The organism is Streptomyces apocyni, assembly GCF_009739465.1.
Classification (GTDB): Bacteria; Actinomycetota; Actinomycetes; order Streptomycetales; family Streptomycetaceae; genus Streptomyces; species Streptomyces apocyni.
In genome coordinates this window covers 469,022-487,535 of record NZ_WHOM01000078.1, presented here as the reverse complement: position 1 = coordinate 487,535, position 18,514 = coordinate 469,022, and the positions used below count along the sequence as shown (strand labels likewise).

Here is an 18,514-nt window from a genome sequence, read left to right as displayed (position 1 = left end):
CCGATGGTCTGCATGGAGCACAGACTACGCACGGTCAAAACGCACCTAGGGCGGAAGGTCACCCCAAAACAGGCAACTCGCCCCCTATGAATCGGTGATGTGACGCCGTTCACCGTGCCCCCTCTTGTCCCATCCTCGTGACCGCTCTATCGTGCTGATGTATCGAGTCGATACATCAGCACGACATAACAGCCATCGGGACACCGACGCAGAGAGGTGGCGAAGGATGAGCAGACGCTCCGGCATCCTTGAGTTCGCTGTCCTCGGCCTGCTGCGTGAATCCCCGATGCACGGCTATGAGCTGCGGAAACGTCTCAATACATCTCTGGGAGTGTTCCGCGCCTTCAGCTACGGGACCCTCTACCCGTGCCTCAAGACGCTGGTCGCCAACGGCTGGTTGATCGAGGAACCGAGCAACACACCGGACGAAGCCCACGCCACGCCCCTCACCGGCCGCCGCGCCAAGATCGTCTACAGGTTGACGGCGGAAGGCAAGGAGCGTTTCGAGGAGCTTCTCTCGCAGACCGGCCCCGACGCTTACGAGGACGAGCACTTCGCCGCACGCTTCGCCTTCTTCGGCCAGACCTCGCGCGACGTACGGATGCGGGTGCTCGAGGGCCGTAGGAGTCGGCTCGAAGAGCGCCTGGAGAAAATGCGCGCCTCCCTGGCCAGGACCCGGGAGCGGCTGGACGACTACACCCTTGAGCTACAGCGGCACGGGATGGAGTCCGTGGAGCGCGAAGTGCGCTGGCTGAACGAGCTCATCGAGAGCGAGCGCACGGGGCGGGATCAGCGGCAGTCCCCCGCCGCGGGCGCTGCTGAGCAGGACACACCTACAGACACGGGCGGCCTGCCCCGGCACCGGGACAGCACCCGGCCGGACCCGTCCGACGACACCACCAAGTGAGGTGCAGCGATCAGTGCTGGACCTCGTCGAGAACAAACAGGGAGCAACCGGAATGGGTTCGGTTCGTGTAGCCATCGTCGGCGTGGGCAACTGCGCCGCCTCGCTGGTGCAGGGCGTCGAGTACTACAAGGACGCCGACCCGGACGGCAAGGTCCCGGGCCTTATGCACGTCCAGTTCGGCGACTACCACGTACGCGACGTCGAGTTCGTCGCCGCCTTCGATGTGGACGCGAAGAAGGTCGGTCTTGACCTCGCGGACGCCATCGGCGCCAGCGAGAACAACACCATCAAGATCTGCGACGTGCCGAACACCGGCGTGCAGGTGCAGCGTGGGCACACCCACGACGGTCTGGGCCTGTACTACCGCCAGACCATCGAGGAGTCCTCCGAGGCCCCGGTGGACATCGTCCAGGTCCTCAAGGACAAGCAGGTCGACGTTCTCGTCTGCTACCTGCCCGTCGGCTCCGAGGACGCGGCGAAGTTCTACGCGCAGTGCGCGATCGACGCCAAGGTCGCCTTCGTCAACGCCCTCCCGGTCTTCATCGCCGGCACCAAGGAGTGGGCGGACAAGTTCACCGAGGCGGGCGTCCCGATCGTCGGTGACGACATCAAGTCCCAGGTCGGCGCCACCATCACGCACCGCGTCATGGCGAAGCTGTTCGAGGACCGCGGCGTCCGTCTTGAGCGCACCATGCAGCTCAACGTCGGCGGCAACATGGACTTCAAGAACATGCTCGAGCGCGACCGCCTCGAGTCCAAGAAGATCTCCAAGACGCAGGCCGTCACCTCGCAGATCCCCGACCGCGACATGGGCGACAAGAACGTCCACATCGGTCCGTCGGACTACGTGGCCTGGCTGGACGACCGCAAGTGGGCGTACGTCCGCCTCGAGGGCCGCGCCTTCGGTGACGTCCCGCTGAACCTGGAGTACAAGCTCGAGGTGTGGGACTCGCCGAACTCCGCGGGTGTCATCATCGACGCGCTGCGCGCCGCGAAGATCGCCAAGGACCGTGGCATCGGCGGCCCGATCCTCTCCGCGTCCTCGTACTTCATGAAGTCCCCGCCGGTGCAGTACTTCGACGACGAGGCCTTCGAAAACGTCGAGAAGTTCATCAAGGGCGAGGTCGAGCGCTAAGCGCTGCCACGTCGTGAACGCGGGCCCCCGGGTAAATGCACCCGGGGGCCCGTGCGTTGTGTGAGGCTACGCCTCATGCCTGTCGTTCGTGATCTGCGTGTTCTGCTGCGGTTTCGCGACTTCAGGCGCCTGCTGGCGGTACGGCTGCTGTCACAGTCGGCGGACGGGGTCTACCAGGTCGCGCTCGCGACGTACGTCGTCTTCACCCCGGAGAGGCAGACCTCGCCGGTGGAGATCGCCTCCGCCATGGCCGTACTGCTGCTCCCCTACTCCTTCGTCGGACCCTTCGCGGGCGTCCTCCTCGACCGCTGGCCGCGGCGGGAGGTCTTTCTGTACGGGAACCTGCTGCGGGCTCTGCTCGCGAGCGGCACCGCCCTGCTGATCCTGGGCGGTGTGCCGGACTGGATCTTCTACACCTCGGCCCTGTGCGTCACGGCGGTCAACCGGTTCGTCCTGGCCGGTCTCTCCGCCGCACTGCCGCGCGTGGTCGATCCGGACCGGCTCGTGATGGCCAACTCCCTGTCGCCGACGGCCGGGACCCTGGCCGCCACGGCGGGCGGTGGCCTCGCCTTCGCGGTGCAGGTGGTGGCTTCGGGTTCCAACACCGTGGTGATGCTGCTCGGTGCGATGCTCTATCTCTGCTCGGCGCTCGCCGCGCTGCGTATCCCGCGTGGGCTGCTCGGCCCGGACCCCGCGCTGGTGCAGCCGCGGCTCTGGGCGGCGATCGTCTCCACGGCGCAGGGCCTGGCGGACGGGATACGGCATCTCCTGGAGCGGCGCCCCGCCGCCCGGGCGATGGCGGCCATGACGGCGATGCGCTTCTGCTACGGCGCGCTGACGGTCATGGTGCTGATGCTGTGCCGGTACGCCTGGTCGTCTACCGAGGCCGAGGGGCTCGCCCTGCTCGGCCTCGCGGTCGGGTTCTCGGGAGCGGGGTTCTTCGCGGCGGCCGTGGTGACGCCCTGGGCTGTGGAGAGGTTTGGGCGCAGCGGCTGGATGGCCGTGTGCGCGGGCGCCGCGGCCGTACTGGAACCGGCGCTCGGGCTGTCCTTCGCCCTGGTCCCGATACTGATCGCCGCGTTCGTGCTGGGGCTGGTCACCCAAGGCGCGAAGATCGCCACGGACACGACGGTGCAGTCCTCGATCGACGACGGCTTCCGTGGCCGGATTTTTTCCCTCTACGACGTGCTGTTCAACGTCGCCTTCGTGGCTGCCGCCGGGGTGGCCGCGCTGATGCTGCCCTCCGACGGGCGTTCGGCTCCGCTGGTCATCGCCGTCGCGGTTCTCTACGCAGCGATTGCTGCCGCTATAGCCCGTTCTGAGACGCAGTAAGTGTCACATCAGTGCCACAGAGCCTCTTCTGGCTTCAGTGTGGCCACTGGGGACCGGTAGCTTACGGGCGTCAATTACGCGCCACCGAACCCACGTTCCAAGGGGACCCCCAGTGACTACTCCGCAGCCCCAGGGCCAGAACCCGTTCAACCAGGCCCCGCAGGGTGACCCTCAGCAGCCCTTCCCCGGCGCTCCGCCGGCGCAGCCGACCCCGAGCCGGAGCGTCGGCAAGAAGGTCATCATCTTCGTGGTCGGCTCGCTCGTCGCTGTCGGGCTCCTGTTCGGCGTCCGTACGCTGCTCAGCGACGACACCACCAAACTGGCCGCTGGGGACTGCCTGAAGAACGAGGGCTCCAACACGAAGCCCGACATCAAGAAGGTCGACTGCGGCGGCTCCGATGCCGAGTACAAGGTCCTGGAGAAGAAGGACAGCGGCATCGCGCTCTCCTGCCAGTCCATCGAGGGCAATGTCGCTGCCATCACCTGGAAGGAAGGCAGCGACTCGTTCGTGCTGTGCCTCGGCAAGGCGTAAAGCGATCACGCGAGTGGGGCGGTGTTTCACGTGAAACACCGCCCCACGGCGTAGACGCGGCGGGGGTGTGTTTCACGTGAAACACGCCCCCGCCGCTCTGGGATCAGCTCTGTGCCGCCCACCACTCCTTGAGCGCGGCGACCGCCGCGTCGCGCTCCATCGGCCCGTTCTCCAGCCTCAGCTCCAGCAGGAACTTGTACGCCTGGCCGATCACCGGTCCCGGGCCCACGTTCAGCACCTTCATGATCTCGTTGCCGTCCAGGTCGGGGCGGATGGAGTCCAGTTCCTCCTGCTCCTGGAGTCGTGCGATGCGCTCCTCCAGGCCGTCATAGGCACGGGACAGCGCGCTGGCCTTCCGCTTGTTGCGCGTCGTGCAGTCAGAACGGGTGAGCTTGTGCAGGCGGTCCAGCATCGGCCCCGCGTCACGGACGTAGCGGCGTACCGCGGAGTCCGTCCACTCACCGGTCCCGTAGCCGTGGAAGCGCAGATGCAGCTCGACCAGGCGTGAGACGTCCTTCACGAGATCGTTGGAGTACTTGAGCGCGGTCATCCGCTTCTTGGTCATCTTCGCACCCACCACCTCGTGGTGATGGAAGGAGACCCCGCCGTCCTTCTCGAAGCGCCGTGTCCTGGGCTTGCCGATGTCATGGAGCAGCGCGGCGAGCCGCAGCGTCAGATCGGGGCCGTCGTCCTCCAGGGCGATCGCCTGCTCCAGAACGGTCAGCGAGTGCTCGTAGACGTCCTTGTGCCGGTGGTGCTCGTCGCTCGTCAGACGCAGCGCGGGAAGCTCCGGCAGCACCCGCTCGGCGAGGCCCGTGTCGACGAGCAGCGCGAGGCCCGTGCGCGGGTGGGCGGAGAGGACCAGCTTGTTCAGTTCGTCACGGACCCGCTCGGCCGAGACGATCTCGATGCGCTCCGCCATCGCCTTCATCGCGGCGACGACCTCCGGGGCCACCTGGAAGTCGAGCTGGGCGGCGAAGCGCGCGGCCCGCATCATCCGCAGCGGGTCGTCCGAGAAGGACTCCTCGGGAGTGCTGGGTGTCCGCAGCGCCCCCGCCTCGAGGTCCCCGAGCCCGCCGTGTGGGTCAATGAAGTGCTTCTCCGGCAGCGCTACGGCCATGGCGTTGACGGTGAAGTCCCGGCGGACGAGATCGTCCTCGATGGAGTCGCCGTAGGACACCTCGGGCTTGCGTGAGGTCCGGTCGTACGCCTCGGAACGGTACGTCGTGACTTCAAGCTGGTACCCATCCTTTTGGCAGCCCACCGTGCCGAAGGCGATCCCGACCTCCCACACCGCGTCCGCCCAGGGCCGGACGATCTTCAGTACGTCCTCGGGGCGGGCGTCCGTCGTGAAGTCCAGGTCGTTCCCGAGCCGTCCGAGTAGCGCGTCCCTGACGGAGCCACCGACCAGGGCAAGAGAGAACCCGGCCTCCTGGAAGTGGCGGGCAAGATCGTCGGCGACAGGGGACACACGCAGCAGTTCGCTCACCGCTCGGCGCTGCACCTGGCTCAGGGCGCTGGGGATGTCTTCGTTGGCGTTCGGCACAACAGAAAAGGGTACGTGCCCTCGGCCGCCCCAGCTTCCCCGTTTTCGACTGGTCATGTGGAGCAGTCCGCGGCACTTCGCCCCAGCCGGGGTCGTTACCATGCGGGGACGCACAGATAGCGACCACTCACGACGACCACTGACGGCAAGGGACGGACGAACGCGTGGCCGAGGCGCCAGACTTCCCAGGGATGGCTCCCTCAGCTGCCCGCCAACGGCTGCGGCGCGCCACAATCCTGCTCGTCGGAGCCCCGCTGCTGGCCGGTCTGCTCCAGCTGCCGACGGGCCCCTCCGCGCAGGCCGCGCCGGTCACCGCCAAGGCCAGCAACGGCACCGTCGATGTCTCCGTGGACTCCTTCAGCCCCAGCGTCCCCACCGAGGCCGACACCCTCACCATCTCCGGCAAGATCACCAACGAGGGTAAGCAGCCGGTCACCGCCGCCGAGGCCACCCTGCGGGTGGGTCCGGTGATGACCGGCCGCAGGGCCATCGATCAGGCCATGAAGAACAGCGACTCCCTCCAGCAGATCACCGGCAACGAGGTCGACGGCAAGTACGTCGAGGAGTTCGACAAGCTGGTCCCCGGGGTTTCCCAGCGCTTCTCGCTCTCGATCCCCGTCGATGAACTGGACCTGAACTCCGCCGGTGTCTACCAGCTGGGTGTCACGCTCTCCGGCCGGACGGGCGGTCAGCAGTACGACCAGATTCTGGGGATCGAGCGCACCGTCCTGCCCTGGCAGCCGTCTGACGCGAGCGAGAAGACCAAGACGACGTTCCTCTGGCCACTCATCTCCCGCACGCATCTCACGGCGGAGACCGGTCCTGGAGAACAGCAGGCGCCGGTCTTCTCGGACGACACCCTGGCCAAGGAGATCTCCCCCGGCGGCCGCCTTGAGCAGCTGCTGTCCCTGGGCCGCGATCTCCCCGTGACCTGGGTGATCGATCCCGACCTGCTCGCCTCCGTCGACGCGATGCGGGAGAGCTACCAGGTCATGGGCCCTGATGGCACGCCGGTCGCGGGCAAGAACCAGGCCGTCGCCAAGCAGTGGCTGAACAACCTCGAAGAGGCCGTGCAGGACAAGGAGGTCGTGGCACTGCCTTTCGCCGATCCCGACCTCGCCTCGCTGGCTCATCAGGGCAAGCGCGTCTCGGGCTCGCTCAGCCATCTCCAGGACGCCACCGACGCGGCCGCGAAAACCGTCCAGACGGTGCTGCACGTCGACCCGAGCACGGATTTCTCCTGGCCGGCGGAGGGTGCGGTCGACCCCTCCATCGTCGATGTCGCCACCTCGGCGGGGGCCCGCACAGTGATCGCCCGCAGCGACAGCCTGCGCGAGACCCGCGGCCTGCGGTATACGCCGACAGCGGCCCGGCCGATCGGCGGCGGCACAACGGCCGTGGTCGCCGACGCCCGGCTGTCGACCGCGTTTCAGGGCGATATGACCACGGCCCAGAACTCCACGCGCGCCGTGCAGAGATTCCTGGCCCAGAGCCACATGATCAACCTGCAGGCCCCGAAGAAGCAGCGCAGCGTCGTCGTCGCCCCGCAGCGCATGCCGTCCGTCAGCCAGGCCCAGTCGATGGCCAAGGCCCTGCGCGCACTCGACGACAGCGCATGGTCACAGGCGGACGACCTGGTCTCGGCGGCCGAGGCCAAGCCTGACCCGGACGCCACGACCCAGGTGCCGAGCACCCGCTCCTACCCGTCCGCGCTGCGCAAGCAGGAGCTGCCTGAGGACGCGTTCCTCGCCATCCGGAGCACCAAGAAGATCCTGGACAAGTTCAAGGTCATCCTCAGCAGGCCGGAGCGTGTGGTCACCCCCTTCGGACGGGCGATCGACCGGGAGATGTCGACGTCCTGGCGCGGCCAGGCCAAGGAAGCAGAGCGTTACCGCGCGGGCGTGCAGGGGTACCTCGACGGGCTCACCCAGCAGGTGAAGCTGATCGAGAAGTCGGAGGCGAAGCTCTCCGGCCGCAGCGCGACCATCCCGGTGACGGTCCAGAACAACCTGGTGCAGGGCGTCGAGGATCTGCGGCTGCGCCTCACCTCGACGAAACCGACCCGGCTCAAGATCAGTGATGGCCCCTACGACGAGCAGCCAATCAAGGTCTCTGGCGAGCACAGCCAGTCGGTGAAGTTCACCACGCAGGCCAACGCCAACGGGCCGGTCCCGGTAGTCGCCCAGCTCTACACCGCGGACGGCGAGCCCTACGGCCCGGAGATCCGCTTCGACGTGAGAGTCACCCAGGTGCCCCCGGCGGTCATGCTGGTCATCGCGGGCGGGGTTCTGCTGCTGGTCCTCGCCGGATTCCGGATGTACACCCAGCGCAAGCGCGCGGCAGCCCTCCAGGCCGCTGACGATGCGGACAGGGACGACGAGGATGGCGGGAACACGGCGCCGGACACCGCTCCGGAAAGCACCGACCCGTCCGGCACGGGTGAGAGAGTGGACCGTTGAGCGACGACGTGGCCGGTGGGCCGTGGGACCCGATGAGGTGGGGTAAGCATGAACGCGCCGTACGACGGTGACCGCGGCCAGGGCGGTACCGGTGGCGATCCGGCGGGTCAGCAGGTCCCGCCGCAGCAGCCCACCCCGGATGCGTACGTCCAGGACGCCTACGACCAGGACCCGTACCGCGCGCAGGACCTCGCCGCACAGGACCCGGTAGCCGAGGCCCTCTACGACCGCGCCGCGCACCCTCCGCCGCCCCCTGGCACCTACGCGGAGCCGCAGCCGACCTACGGGCAACCGCCCGCACCGCCGCACGCGCCCGACCCGCGCCTGTGGGCCCAGACCCCACCGCCCGAACCCGACGGCCCGTCCCGCCACCTGCCGTACGGCGACGACGCCCGGACGACACAGTTCGTCGGTGTGGACGACCTGGTGACCGAGGCCAGCGAGGAGCGGCACGAGCCGGACGCCTTCGCCCACCTCTTCCGGGACCAGCAGGGCAACGGCACCCGTCCGCCCAGCGAACCCCCCGTCATCCCCGCGCCGACTCCGCCGCCCCCGCCCGCCCCGAAGAAGAGCTCGGGTGGCCGCGCCTCCAGCCTGCTGAAGTCCAGCGCGGTGATGGCCGCGGGCACGATGGTCTCCCGCCTCACCGGCTTCATCCGCTCCGCGCTGATCGTCGCGGCGCTGGGCGTCGGCCTCCTCGGCGACACCTTCCAGGTCGCCTACCAGCTGCCGACGATGATCTACATCCTGACCGTCGGCGGCGGTCTGAACTCGGTCTTCGTACCGCAGCTGGTCCGCGCCATGAAGAACGACAGCGACGGCGGCCAGGCCTACGCCAACCGGCTGCTGACGGTCGTCATGGTGGTGCTGGGCGCGCTCACCGTGGCGGCGATGTTCGCGGCGCCGCTCTTCGTCCGCATGCTTTCCGTGTCGGTCGCCAACGACCCGGCGGCCAACGACGTCGCGATCACCTTCGTCCGCTACTTCCTGCCCTCGATCTTCTTCATGGGCGTCCATGTGGTGATGGGGCAGATCCTCAACGCCCGCGGCTCGTTCGGCCCGATGATGTGGACCCCCGTCCTCAACAACATCGTCATCATCTTCACCCTCGGCACCTTCATCTGGGTGTACGGCACCCACGCGAGCACGGACATGACCGCCGGGACCCTCCCGCCGGAGGCCGAGCGCCTGCTCGGTATCGGCATCCTCCTCGGCATTGTCGTGCAGGGCCTCGCGATGATCCCCTACCTGCGGGAGACCGGATTCAAGATCCGGCCGCGCTTCGACTGGAAGGGCCACGGCCTCGGCAAGGCCGCGAAGCTGGCCAAATGGACCGTGCTCTTCGTCCTGGCCAACCAGGCCGGCGCCATCTTCGTCATCCAATTGGCCACCGCCGCGGGCGACAACACCCCTCCCGGCATCGACGGCACCGGCTTCGCCGCCTACGCCAACGCCCAGCTGATCTGGATGCTGCCCCAGGCCATCATCACCGTCTCACTGATGGCCGCCCTGCTGCCCCGGCTGTCGCGCTCGGCCCACGACGGCGACACCGGCGCCGTCCGCGACGACATCTCCCAGGGTCTGCGCAACACCGCGGTCGCCATCGTCCCGATCGCCTTCGGGTTCGTCGCACTCGGCATCCCGATGTGCACTCTGATCTTCGGCGGCTCGGGCGCCGCCAGCGCCACGAACATGGGCTTCATGCTGATGGCCTTCAGCCTCGGCCTGATCCCCTACTCCGTGCAGTACGTCGTGCTGCGTGCCTTCTACGCTTATGAAGACACCCGCACCCCCTTCTACAACACGGTCATCGTCGCGGCCGTCAACGCCGCTGCCGCAGTGCTCTGCTTCTACCTGCTTCCGGCCCGGTGGGCGGTCGCCGGTATGGCCGCGTCCTACGGCCTCGCCTACGCGATCGGCGTGGGAGTCGCCTGGCGGCGGCTGAGCAAGCGGCTGGACGGGAACCTGGACGGCGGACACGTACTGCGTACGTACGCACGGCTCGGCCTCGCCTCGGTCCCCGCCGCCCTCCTCGGCGGCGGCACCGCGTACGCGATCACCCAGGCACTCGGCCAGGGTGCTCTTGGCTCGATCGCCGCTCTGATCGGCGGCGGGATCGTGCTGCTTGGCGTCTTCTTCGTCGCGGCGCGGCGACTGCGGATCGAGGAAATGAACGCGCTGGTCGGGATGGTCCGCGGACGCCTCGGGCGCTGAACGAGGCGGCAGTCCGGCTGAGCCCGCACAACCATCACCGGCCTCCGCGTGTCGTGCATGACGGCAGAGTGTGGGCACAATTGGCCTTGGCGTCGTACAGAGCGCAACGGATGGGGAGGCAGGAACGACGGTGGCGGAACGGAGCACGGCTGCCGTCGACGTGGCAGCAGGGAGCAATGGTGAGTCACCGACCGCCAAAGCAGACCAGCCCACGGCCGACGGGGCGCCCCAGAAACAGGACACGTCATCGGACCGCGGGGATCACCGGCCCGATGACGGTACGGAAACGAGCAGGCCACAGGCCCAGCCACCCGAGCTGCACAGCGGTCACAAGCTGGCCAGGCGCTACCGGCTCGAAGAATGCGTCACCCGTCTGGACGGATTCAGCAGCTGGCGCGCGGTGGATGAGAAGCTCCGCCGCGCCGTCGGGGTGCACCTGCTGCCCGCAGACCATCCACGCGCCCGCTCGGTGCTCGCCGCGGCCCGATCCTCGGCGCTGCTCGGCGACCCTCGCTTTGTCCAGGTCCTCGATGCCGTCGAAGAGAACGACCTGGTCTACGTGGTGCACGAGTGGCTCCCCGACGCCACCGAGCTGACCTCGGTGCTCGCCTCGGGGCCGCTCGAGGCGCACGACGCCTACCAGCTCGTCAGCCAGGTCTCGTTGGCCATGGCGGCCGCGCACCGCGAAGGGCTGGCCCATCTCCGGCTCACCCCAAGCGCCGTACTGCGCACCTCATCCGGCCAGTACCGCATCCGCGGCCTGGCCGTGAACGCCGCGCTGCGCGGCATCAGTTCCGACACCCCGCAGCGCGCCGACACCGAGGCGATCGGCGCACTGCTGTACGCCTCGCTGACCCGGCGCTGGCCATATCAGGATGACGCCTACGGCATGGCCGGGCTCCCCAAGGACATCGGGCTGATCGCCCCGGACCAGGTACGTGCGGGGGTCCACCGAGGCCTGTCCGAACTCGCCATGCGCGCGCTGGTCAACGACGGCGCCACGGCCTCCCGGCAGGAACCCCCCTGCACCACCCCGGAGGAACTCGCCAGGGCGGTCGGGGAGATGCCCCGCATCCGCCGCCCGGAGCCCGTCTTCACGGCCCCGCCCGAGTACCAGCGCACGACCTACCAGCAGGGCACCTATCGGCGTCAGCCGACCCAGCAGGAGCTGACCCAGCCGGTGCCGCCCGCCCCGCTCCAGGGCCGTACCGGCAAGGCGCTGAAGTGGGCCGTGGCCGCGCTGCTCATCGCGGCACTCGGCCTGGGCAGCTGGCAGCTGGCTGACGCCCTGATGGACCGCGACAAGCCTGGTAACGACCCAGGCACCAGTACCCAGCCGAACGAGGCCGAGAACGACAAGCCCGGTGGCAAAGAGGGCACGAACAAGGACAAGGAAGACAGCCCACAGCTGATCACCATCACGGGTGCCCAGGAGTACTCCCCGGACGGCCCCGCCCAGAACGCCGCCAACGTCGGGGCGACCTACGACGACCGCAGCGATACGTATTGGCGAACCAAGAGATATGTGGACGGTCCCCAGCTCGCGCCGTACAAGGACGGGGTCGGGATCATCTACGACCTCGGCTCCGCACAGGACGTCTCAGCCGCGTCCATAGGGCTCCGGTACGGCGGGGACCGCACCACCGCCTCGCTCTACGCCCCGGACTCGCTGTCGCCTTCCGCGTCGGTGACGTCGATGAAGGCGATCGGGACGGCTACGACCTCCTCGACCACACTGAAGATCAAAGCCAAGGAAGCGGTCACCACCCGCTATGTTCTGGTCTGGCTCACCGACGTACCTCATTCGCCCAAGGACGGGTACAGCGGTGCGGGATACAAGCAGGCCATCACGGACGTGAAGCTCAAGGGCTGATCGGCACACTGGGGGGAGGGGCGCGGGGTGGACGACGCCACACGCGGCGAGAGAAGCGACCAGGACCTCCTGGCCGACCATGTCGCCGGAGACCCGGATGCCTTCGGTGAGCTGGTACGGCGCCACCGCGACCGCCTGTGGGCGGTGGCGCTGCGCACCCTGGGAGACCGGGAAGAGGCCGCGGACGCGGTACAGGACGCGCTCGTCTCCGCCTACCGGGCCGCCCATACCTTCCGCGGACAGTCCGCCGTCACTACCTGGCTGCACCGGATCACCGTCAACGCCTGCCTGGACCGGGCCCGTAAGGCCGCTTCCCGTAAGACCTCGCCGGTGGACGACCCAGAGCGCCTGGACCAGCTCCTCGAACCGCACGAGTCGGCCTCCGCACCGGCGGAACGCCACGATCTGCACCGTGAGCTGATTCAGGCGATGAATACCCTGCCAGCCGACCAGCGGGCCGCGCTGGTACTGGTGGACATGCAGGGCTATCCCGTAGCCGAGGCCGCTCAGGTGCTCGACATCCCCACCGGCACGGTGAAGAGCCGCTGCGCACGCGGCAGAGCCCGGCTGCTGCCGCTCCTCAGCCATCTGCGCACGGACAACGGAGAGACCAACCGGGGCAGTGTCGGCGTAACCAGACCTGACGCGGGAAGGAACCGGACGCAGGGGACATCCGTCCCACCGGCAGCAGGTCCACGCGACATCGGGCCGCAGGACACCGGACCAGGCGATTCAACTGCCGTGAAGGGCGGAGGTGGGCGAGCGTGACATCCACGCCCGACGCGGCCGAGCACCCCGAGGTATCGGAACTCTCCGACCTCACCGAAGATCTGCTTTCCCCGTCCCGTGCCGTCGACGTACGGCACCATCTCGACGGCTGTGCCCTGTGCGCCGATGTCCATGGCTCGCTGGAGGAGATCCGTGGCCTGCTCGGCACACTGCCTGGCCCGCCGCGCATGCCCGCGGATATCTCGGGCCGCATCGACGCGGCGCTGGCCGCTGAGGCGCTGCTGAACGCGACAGCACCAGGGGCCACGGCGCCGGAAGCCACCCGTACCGCCCAGGGGACCGCTCCTCGTGTTTCACGTGAAACACAAGCCGCGCCACCTCGCGCCGCATCGGGCAGCGCTTCCTCGTCCTCGGACGGCGCGCCGAGTCGGCCGACGGGACACCCACGAGCCGCCCACGGCCCCGGGCGGCAGCGGCCCGGGCCGCGCCGACACCGCCGCACGGTAGCCACCGCCGCACTCAGCGCTGTCGCCACCGTCGCGGTCATCGGTCTGGGGGCTCTGCTGCTCCAGCCCGGCGGCCGTGACACACGGCAGGACGTCGGCGCACAGGCGTCGGGCCAGGCGGAGTCAGCAGCGGGGAAAGAATCCTTCTCCGGGAACGATCTGGGCGATCAGGTGGCCGCCCTGCTTGCCCAGGGGCGCGGGCTGGATATGGACTCCGCTCCTTCCACCGCATCGGGCTTCTCCACCGAGTCTGGAGGTCGTTCCCCAAACTCACCGATGCGAGAGTCCGGACCGGAGGTGCCGGAGTGCGTCCAGCGGGGCATTGGCCGGGCGGACACTCCTCTCGCCGCCGAGCGAGGCACCTACGAGGGCACCAAGGCGTACCTTGTCGTTCTGACCCATGTGTCTGACGCCTCACATGTCTCGGCCTACGTCGTCGACGCGTCCTGCGCCAACCAGGGCTCCACGTCCAAGGGGGAAGTACTGCTGAATCGCTCCTACCCTCGCCGCTGACAGCTCCGGGAATGCAGGCCCCGTAGTATCCGTTGGGTGGTGTGAGAGTCCTGAGACGGGGCTCCTCCCGAGGCATAGGCAGTCCGCAGAGACGAGGAATCAACCCGTGAGCGACGTCCGTAACGTGATCATCATCGGCTCGGGGCCGGCCGGCTACACGGCGGCGCTGTACACCGCACGCGCATCGCTGAAGCCGCTGGTGTTCGAGGGTGCCGTGACCGCTGGCGGTGCGCTGATGAACACCACCGACGTGGAGAACTTCCCCGGTTTCCAGGATGGCGTGATGGGCCCCGAGCTCATGGACAACATGCGCGCCCAGGCCGAGCGCTTCGGCGCCGAGCTGATCCCTGACGATGTGGTCTCGGTCGACCTCACGGGTGAGATCAAGACCGTCACCGACACCGCGGGCACCGTCCACCGCGCCAAGTCCGTGATCATCACCACCGGGTCGCAGCACCGCAAGCTGGGCCTGCCCAACGAGGACGCACTTTCCGGACGCGGCGTCTCCTGGTGCGCGACCTGCGACGGGTTCTTCTTCAAGGACCAGGACATCGCCGTCGTCGGCGGCGGTGACACCGCGATGGAGGAGGCCACCTTCCTCTCGCGCTTCGCCAAGTCCGTGACGGTCGTCCACCGCCGGGACAGCCTGCGTGCGTCCAAGGCCATGCAGGATCGCGCCTTCGCCGACCCGAAGATCACGTTCGCCTGGGACAGCGAGGTCGCGGTGATCCACGGCGAGCAGAAGCTCACCGGGCTGACGCTCCGCAACACCAAGACGGGCGAGACCTCCGAACTCCCGGTCACCGGCCTGTTCATCGCCGTCGGGCACGACCCGCGCACGGAGCTCTTCAAGGGCCAGCTCGAGCTGGACGACGAGGGGTACCTCCAGGTCGACGCTCCCTCGACCCGGACCAACCTGACCGGTGTCTTCGGAGCCGGCGACGTCGTCGACCACACCTACCGGCAGGCGATCACCGCGGCAGGTACCGGTTGCTCCGCCGCTCTGGACGCCGAGCGTTACCTCGCCGCCCTGGCCGACAGCGAGACCGCTGCCGCCGCCACTGTCTGACCGCGCCTCGGTCTGACCCCGCTCCGCCCCTGTTCCCGTTAATTCATGAAGGAGAAAGCCATGGCCGGTGCCACGATCACCGTGACGGACGCCAACTTCGACGAGCTGGTTCTCAAGAGCGACAAGCCCGTGCTCGTCGACTTCTGGGCCGCCTGGTGCGGACCGTGCCGCCAGATCGCCCCCTCGTTGGAGGCGATCGCGGCCGAGCACGACGAAATCATCGTCGCCAAGCTCAACATCGACGAGAACCCGGGCACCGCTGCCAAGTACGGCGTCATGTCCATCCCGACGCTGAACGTCTACCAGGGTGGCGAGGTCGCCAAGACCATCGTCGGTGCCAAGCCGAAGGCCGCGCTCGTCAAGGACCTCGACGGCTTCATCGCCGCCAAGTAGGCACCTCGCTCCGCAGGGCGCGGATACGTTGTTTCACGTGAAACGGGCCTGACCCCGCAGGGGGTCAGGCCCGTTCTCGCTAGAGCGGTCGCAGCACGGGTTCCTTCTGAACCGCCCCCAGCAACCGGTCGATCGCCAGTTCGACGTCCTCCTTCCAGGAGAGCGTCGTACGCAACTCAAGCCGCAGCCGTGGAAAGACCGGGTGCGGGCGGACCGTCTTGAAGCCCACCGCGAGCAGATGATCTGCGGGCAGGACACACGCGGGTTCTTTCCACCGGGCGTCGCCAAAGGCCTCCATCGCCTTGAAGCCTCTCCGCAGCAGATCCTTCGCGACGGTCTGCACCATCACCCGTCCCAGACCCTGCCCCTGGTACTCCGGAGTGATCCACGCAGTCATCAGCTGCACCGCGTCGGGAGCCACCGGGCTGGTGGGAAAGGCGAGGGAGCGCGGCACATACGCCGGGGGCGCGTACAGCACATAGCCCACCGGCACCTCGTCGACATAGACCACCCGGCCGCACGATCCCCAGTCCAGCAGCACAGCGGAGATCCAGGCCTCCTTCTCCAGCCCCGGTGTCCCCGCTCTTACCGCAGCTTGCCCACTGACCGGATCGAGTTCCCAGAAGACGCACGCACGGCAGCGCTGGGGGAGATCCGGGAGGTTGTCCAGCGTGAGCGGTACGAGCCGACGCCCCATGAAGGCGGTTCCTCACTTCCTTCGCCCGCCGCGCCAAGGGCAGCGGCCAGAGCGACCCGTTCCCTGATCAGCCCGCCGACGAATCCGCCGACCGCCCCCAGTCCCAGACCCGCAGTCAACAACTCGGTGCGGCTTACCGATCGCATGACCTTCGCCTTCCTCTCCTGAGGTGCCGTCAGGTAAATGCGCCATACCCAAACGCATCGTATCCACCATGCGATTCCATCGATACCGCCAGAAAGCAAAGAGCGGGCTGTTTTCCGGCACACACCGGACACAGCCCGCTCTCCGTGCCGTTCGTGCCTCAGCTCTCGCTGTCCGCGTCGTCCGCGGCGAGGCTCTTCTCCAGGACCGGGCCTTCACCCGGTGCCAGGCTGCCCAGAATGCGCTCCAGATCGTCCATCGAGGCAAACTCGACGACGATCTTTCCCTTCTTCTGGCCCAAGTCCACCTTCACCCGGGTCTCAAAGCGGTCCGAGAGCCGGGAGGCCAGATCGCTCAGAGCCGGTGATACCCGCGCTCCAGCACGGGGCCCCTTGGCCTTGGGGGCGCTCCCTGAACGCGACCCCATCAAGGTCACGATCTCCTCGACCGCCCGCACCGAAAGCCCTTCAGCGACGATGCGGTGCGCGAGTCGCTCCTGCTCCTCCGTGTCCTCCACGGAAAGCAGAGCCCGCGCATGACCGGCGGACAGCACGCCGGCGGCGACCCTGCGCTGCACCGCCGGTGAGAGCTTGAGCAGCCGCAGGGTGTTGGACACCTGCGGGCGCGACCGACCGATCCGGTCCGCCAGCTGGTCGTGGGTGCAGCTGAAGTCCCTCAGCAACTGGTCGTATGCCGCTGCCTCTTCCAGAGGGTTCAGCTGGGCCCGGTGCAGGTTCTCCAGCAGCGCGTCCAGGAGGAGCTTGTCGTCGTCCGTGGCCCGCACGATCGCGGGGATGCGCTCCAGGCCCGCCTCACGGCACGCCCGCCAGCGGCGCTCACCCATGATCAGCTCATACCGCGAAGGCCCTAGCTGCCGTACGACGACGGGCTGGAGAAGGCCCACCTCCTTGATGGAGGTGATCAGCTCGGCTAGCGCGTCCTCGTCGAAGACCTCGCGCGGCTGCCGGGGGTTGGGGGTGATGAAGTCCAGGGGCAACTCGGCGAAATGGGCCCCGGCAGAGCTGTCCGGAACGGCGGCCGCCGCAGCGGTCTGCTCTGGCAGCTCGTCCGTTTCACGTGAAACGGTGCCCGGCCCGAGGTTGGCCACCTTCGCTGCCGCCACACCGCGCTCCGCGGTGAGTACCGGCACCGCCGATGGCGAGGTTGTCGCACCGTCGACCGCGGCGGGAGCCGACTTCTCCCCGGTCGGGGCCGCGGGAATCAGCGCACCGAGTCCACGCCCCAGCCCTCTACGTCGCTCGCTCACTGAATGCCCTCCGCCATGTTGCGCTGATCGTTCTGGGGCACTGCCGGGGCGTGCTGCGCGTCGTAGCGCACACCCACCCCGCGCAGCGCCATTTCACGCGCCGCCTCGAAGTACGACAGCGCACCGCTGGACCCGGGATCGTAGGTCAGGACGGTCTGCCCATAGCTGGGTGCCTCGGAGATACGTACCGAGCGAGGGATGCTCGTCCGCAGCACCTCTTCGCCGAAGTGGCTCCGCACCTCGTCCGCCACCTGTGAGGCCAGCCGGGTCCGGCCGTCGTACATGGTGAGCAGGATGGTCGACACATGTAGCGAGGGGTTGAGGTGACCGCGCACCAGGTCGACATTGCGCAGCAACTGCCCAAGCCCCTCCAGCGCGTAGTACTCACACTGGATGGGGATCAGCACCTCGGCGCCCGCGACCAGAGCATTGACGGTCAGGAGCCCCAGGGAGGGCGGGCAGTCGATCAGGATGTAGTCGAGTGGCTGCTCGTAGGCCTGGATGGCCCGCTGCAGCCTGCTCTCTCGCGCCACGAGAGACACCAGCTCGATCTCCGCACCGGCGAGATCGATGGTGGCGGGCGCACAGAACAGCCCTTCGACGTCCGGCACGGGCTGGACGATCTCGGAGAGTGGCTTGCTCTCCACCAGCACGTCGTAGATCGACGGGACCTCGGCGTGGTGGTCGATCCCCAGCGCTGTGGAGGCATTGCCCTGGGGATCAAGGTCGACCACCAGGACGCGCGCACCGTGCAGTGCCAGGGAAGCTGCCAGGTTGACCGTGGTCGTGGTTTTGCCGACCCCGCCCTTCTGGTTGGCAACCACCATGATCCGGGTCTGCTCGGGCCGTGGCAGACCTTCACCGGCGCGGCCTAGCGCCTGCACCGCCAGTTGGGCGGCACGACCGATAGGGGTGTCATCCATCGGGGGCGGTGTTTCACGTGAAACATCCTCCCCCGCCGATTCGGTACGGGGACCGGGGACCGGATCGGTCATCGGCCCCGCGATGTTGGCGTCGGACCGCAAGGGTTCGCCCTCCTCGACTTCAGGCTCGCAATGAGCAGAGCCTCCCATGTCTTCGGGGTCGTGAACCAGCGAGGCCCGGTCTTCTGTGGAGGAATCCGCCTCTGTGGACAACTCTGTCCCCCTCGTGGGGGATCTACGATCACGCGGGGCCGCTGCGCGACCGCGGCTGATGA

At 68.2% G+C, this 18,514-nt stretch carries 15 protein-coding genes; 11 read left to right on the top strand and 4 right to left on the bottom strand.

Annotated elements, in window-relative coordinates:
* Positions 1–226 precede the first annotated feature (226 nt).
* The 4 genes from GCN81_RS30820 to GCN81_RS30805 all read left to right on the top strand — a co-directional run bounded on the left by GCN81_RS30820 (position 227) and on the right by GCN81_RS30805 (position 3,906).
* A complete protein-coding gene (locus tag GCN81_RS30820) occupies positions 227–907 on the top strand; it encodes a PadR family transcriptional regulator (RefSeq protein ID WP_156727822.1) in 681 nt (226 codons plus the stop codon).
* Between the two features lie 52 nt (positions 908–959).
* Positions 960–2,042, top strand: a complete 1,083-nt coding sequence (locus tag GCN81_RS30815; protein ID WP_156727821.1) for an inositol-3-phosphate synthase — start codon at positions 960–962, stop codon at positions 2,040–2,042.
* A 75-nt stretch (positions 2,043–2,117) separates the two neighbouring features.
* Entirely contained in the window at positions 2,118–3,374 is a 1,257-nt protein-coding gene (locus GCN81_RS30810; protein ID WP_156727820.1) for an MFS transporter, read from the top strand.
* A 112-nt stretch (positions 3,375–3,486) separates the two neighbouring features.
* On the top strand, positions 3,487–3,906 hold the full coding sequence (locus tag GCN81_RS30805) for an LppU/SCO3897 family protein (protein ID WP_156727819.1): 420 nt from the start codon (positions 3,487–3,489) through the stop codon (positions 3,904–3,906).
* Between the two features lie 103 nt (positions 3,907–4,009).
* Here GCN81_RS30805 and GCN81_RS30800 read toward each other — a convergent pair whose 3' ends face one another.
* On the bottom strand, positions 4,010–5,452 hold the full coding sequence (locus GCN81_RS30800) for a CCA tRNA nucleotidyltransferase (protein WP_156727818.1): 1,443 nt from the start codon (positions 5,450–5,452) through the stop codon (positions 4,010–4,012).
* Between the two features lie 164 nt (positions 5,453–5,616).
* Here GCN81_RS30800 and GCN81_RS30795 point away from each other — a divergent pair, with 164 nt between their 5' ends.
* The 7 genes from GCN81_RS30795 (at position 5,617) to trxA (ending at position 15,208) form a co-directional block, all read left to right on the top strand.
* Positions 5,617–7,911 (top strand): DUF6049 family protein, encoded by a 2,295-nt coding sequence (locus tag GCN81_RS30795; RefSeq protein WP_156727817.1) that lies wholly within the window; start codon positions 5,617–5,619, stop codon positions 7,909–7,911.
* Between the two features lie 48 nt (positions 7,912–7,959).
* The gene (gene murJ / locus GCN81_RS30790) at positions 7,960–10,125 is read left to right on the top strand and encodes a murein biosynthesis integral membrane protein MurJ (RefSeq protein ID WP_156727816.1); all 2,166 of its coding nucleotides are present in this window, start codon (positions 7,960–7,962) and stop codon (positions 10,123–10,125) included.
* A gap of 130 nt (positions 10,126–10,255) precedes the next feature.
* Positions 10,256–11,998: a protein kinase family protein gene (locus tag GCN81_RS30785; RefSeq protein WP_156727815.1), complete on the top strand. Its 1,743-nt coding sequence runs from the start codon at positions 10,256–10,258 to the stop codon at positions 11,996–11,998.
* A gap of 27 nt (positions 11,999–12,025) precedes the next feature.
* Entirely contained in the window at positions 12,026–12,766 is a 741-nt protein-coding gene (sigM, locus tag GCN81_RS30780; RefSeq protein WP_156727814.1) for an RNA polymerase sigma factor SigM, read from the top strand.
* Positions 12,763–13,746 (top strand): hypothetical protein, encoded by a 984-nt coding sequence (locus GCN81_RS30775; protein WP_156727813.1) that lies wholly within the window; start codon positions 12,763–12,765, stop codon positions 13,744–13,746. Before sigM ends, GCN81_RS30775 begins: the two co-directional genes overlap by 4 nt.
* Positions 13,747–13,852: 106 nt before the next feature.
* Complete coding sequence (gene trxB, locus GCN81_RS30770) at positions 13,853–14,815, top strand: thioredoxin-disulfide reductase (RefSeq protein WP_156727812.1); 963 nt, start codon at positions 13,853–13,855, stop codon at positions 14,813–14,815.
* 60 nt (positions 14,816–14,875) lie between these two features.
* On the top strand, positions 14,876–15,208 hold the full coding sequence (trxA, locus tag GCN81_RS30765; RefSeq protein ID WP_156727811.1) for a thioredoxin: 333 nt from the start codon (positions 14,876–14,878) through the stop codon (positions 15,206–15,208).
* 79 nt (positions 15,209–15,287) lie between these two features.
* Here the strand turns inward: trxA and GCN81_RS30760 are convergent, their stop codons facing one another.
* The 3 genes from GCN81_RS30760 to GCN81_RS30750 all read right to left on the bottom strand — a co-directional run bounded on the left by GCN81_RS30760 (position 15,288) and on the right by GCN81_RS30750 (position 18,389).
* Complete coding sequence (locus GCN81_RS30760) at positions 15,288–15,905, bottom strand: GNAT family N-acetyltransferase (protein WP_156727810.1); 618 nt, start codon at positions 15,903–15,905, stop codon at positions 15,288–15,290.
* Positions 15,906–16,209: 304 nt separating this feature from the next.
* Positions 16,210–17,316 (bottom strand): ParB/RepB/Spo0J family partition protein, encoded by a 1,107-nt coding sequence (locus GCN81_RS30755; RefSeq protein ID WP_156727809.1) that lies wholly within the window; start codon positions 17,314–17,316, stop codon positions 16,210–16,212.
* Complete coding sequence (locus GCN81_RS30750) at positions 17,313–18,389, bottom strand: ParA family protein (protein WP_156728008.1); 1,077 nt, start codon at positions 18,387–18,389, stop codon at positions 17,313–17,315. Before GCN81_RS30750 ends, GCN81_RS30755 begins: the two co-directional genes overlap by 4 nt.
* Positions 18,390–18,514: the final 125 nt, after the last annotated feature.

Excerpts from the sequence above, each read along its gene's own strand:
- GCN81_RS30820 (WP_156727822.1), top strand. The coding sequence starts at position 227 with ATGAGCAGACGCTCCGGCATCCTTGAGTTCGCTGTCCTCGGCCTGCTG.
- GCN81_RS30815 (WP_156727821.1), top strand. The coding sequence starts at position 960 with ATGGGTTCGGTTCGTGTAGCCATCGTCGGCGTGGGCAACTGCGCCGCC.
- GCN81_RS30810 (WP_156727820.1), top strand. The coding sequence starts at position 2,118 with ATGCCTGTCGTTCGTGATCTGCGTGTTCTGCTGCGGTTTCGCGACTTC.
- murJ (WP_156727816.1), top strand. The coding sequence starts at position 7,960 with ATGAACGCGCCGTACGACGGTGACCGCGGCCAGGGCGGTACCGGTGGC.
- trxA (WP_156727811.1), top strand. The coding sequence starts at position 14,876 with ATGGCCGGTGCCACGATCACCGTGACGGACGCCAACTTCGACGAGCTG.
- GCN81_RS30760 (WP_156727810.1), bottom strand. The coding sequence starts at position 15,905 with ATGGGGCGTCGGCTCGTACCGCTCACGCTGGACAACCTCCCGGATCTC.
- GCN81_RS30750 (WP_156728008.1), bottom strand. The coding sequence starts at position 18,389 with ATGGGAGGCTCTGCTCATTGCGAGCCTGAAGTCGAGGAGGGCGAACCC.